We start from the raw sequence: 1,725 nt of genomic DNA, 5'->3' as shown, positions 1-1,725 counted from the left end.
GCAGGCTGTCGAAGGTGCGCAACTGCTCCTTGGTCCAGGGGATGGGGAACCATGGCGTTGGCTTCCAGCCGCGCGGCGGGCGGTTGATCGGGTGGTCGACATGGTGGGCGAGGTTGGATAACGTGCCCTGATTCACGACGTCGTGGCGCTTGGCGAACGCGGCACTCGCTTCCAACCATTCGCTGACGGATGGAGTACGGCGCACAGGGCCCATAGACATGTGGTGTGACGGATCGGCGCCGATTTCGGCTGCGCTCCGGCTGGGAGTTTTACGGCCCGGTTGCGGTAGCTCGCCCTCCAATGTTCCGTACATCCAGCGCAGTTTTTCATGCAGGAAGTCGTCATCCGGATCGTCCCAAACGAATTTCCGCAGTGGCTCGACGCGCTCGCGCCGCGCCAGTACAAACACGGCAGAGGCGTCGGGCATCTCCGTGACGTAGTAGCCATCCCTCAGTTTACGCGGCGTATCCTGGGGAAGTGCCATGTCGCGTGTCCCCAAGCTGTCTTCCGCAGTAAGCAAAACATACGGTACATCGGGATGGGTGTCGAAGAAGGAAAAAATTTCTTCGATCAAACGATCCGGCCGCTCGGCCAACATCCACGGGGCGACGACGAACAAGTGGAAACCCAGGTTGGCGCCACCGACCACACCGGTGATGGGATCATCAGGAGAGGGATTGCTCCATTTTGGATCTGGGCTGGTTGCAAAAAATGACGGCACGCCCCAGTACATAGGAGTAAAAGCGAAACTGTTTCGCAAGGCATCGTCGACTCGCTTTCCGCCCAATCCGTCCTTGTCGTTCGCACTCCACGGGTACTTATTCGGATCATCCTCGCGGATCGTCACATAGGGACTTCCCTGTTGCAATGCATCCCACAATTTCCCCTGCCGGTACTTGTCCAACGTGACACCCATCGCGATCACCTCCAGGACGTATTCCCGCCGTGCCTTCTCCACCTCGTCTGCGCTGGGCCCGGCCGGCACATTTTGTATGATCGCGGCCTTCTGTGGTTCCGCGTGCTGCACGGCGTTCTTCCAGCGAGTTCCGGCGGTCAACATCACCGCCGCCACGGGTATGAACACAAACCAAAGCAGATGGATTTTCATCGGTTGCTCCTCGACAAAGCGGCTTTCGGGGTGGACGGCATAAATGACATACATCACGAAGACAGTCCACAGGGGGATCAGGATCGTCATGGCGAGCATGGAGCCCAGGATGTAGGCATCATGCGCGGCCGTTGTGCCGCCGTCTTTTCATTGCTCGTCATTTTTTCACCTTCGGCGGCGTACTCCGCTCCATGCGCCGACCATCGAGGCTTTCGCAAACCACGTCAACCGGCAACTGGGCTGGCAACACAGGTAGACAGGCAGGAAGCTCGCCGGTGCTGTAGTAGACGCAATTTCCTTCAATTAATTTCTTACGCCACTCGGGTTCAGCATCTAGGAAGACTTTGAATTGCGTCACGAAATTCGTCCAAAGCAAGATAGAAGGACGAACTCTGTCTTTCCGCGTCGGCTTCTTCAGCCGCCAATCCGCCACCGCGCACAGGTAGGCATAAAATTTCGGATCGCTCACTGCGGTTCCCTGGCCGATGGCGAGGTCATACGCGGTGACGTGTTCGTGGTTGCTGCTACTGCCGAAAATCGAACCGTGGAAGGATTTCTCAACCTCCTCGTGCTGCCAGCGTAGCCGCGCCTCATCGGGCGTCTCGGTGCGCTTGACC

2 protein-coding genes are annotated in these 1,725 nt (G+C 58.1%); both read right to left on the bottom strand.

The window, feature by feature from the left end; translation table 11 throughout:
* On the bottom strand, window positions 1-1,198 hold a 1,198-nt coding region (locus tag H7U20_RS20575; RefSeq protein ID WP_199761016.1), incomplete at its 3' end, for a type VI lipase adapter Tla3 domain-containing protein.
* A 67-nt stretch (window positions 1,199-1,265) separates the two neighbouring features.
* Window positions 1,266-1,725 (bottom strand): effector protein Tle3 domain-containing protein (locus H7U20_RS20570; protein ID WP_199761015.1); only part of this gene is annotated, 460 nt, incomplete at its 5' end.

Origin of the sequence: Rugamonas violacea (assembly GCF_016461825.1) — a bacterium.
Classification (GTDB): Bacteria; Pseudomonadota; Gammaproteobacteria; order Burkholderiales; family Burkholderiaceae_D; genus Rugamonas.
Note: the sequence above shows the minus strand (reverse complement) of the source record. Positions and strands in the feature narration are given on the sequence as shown.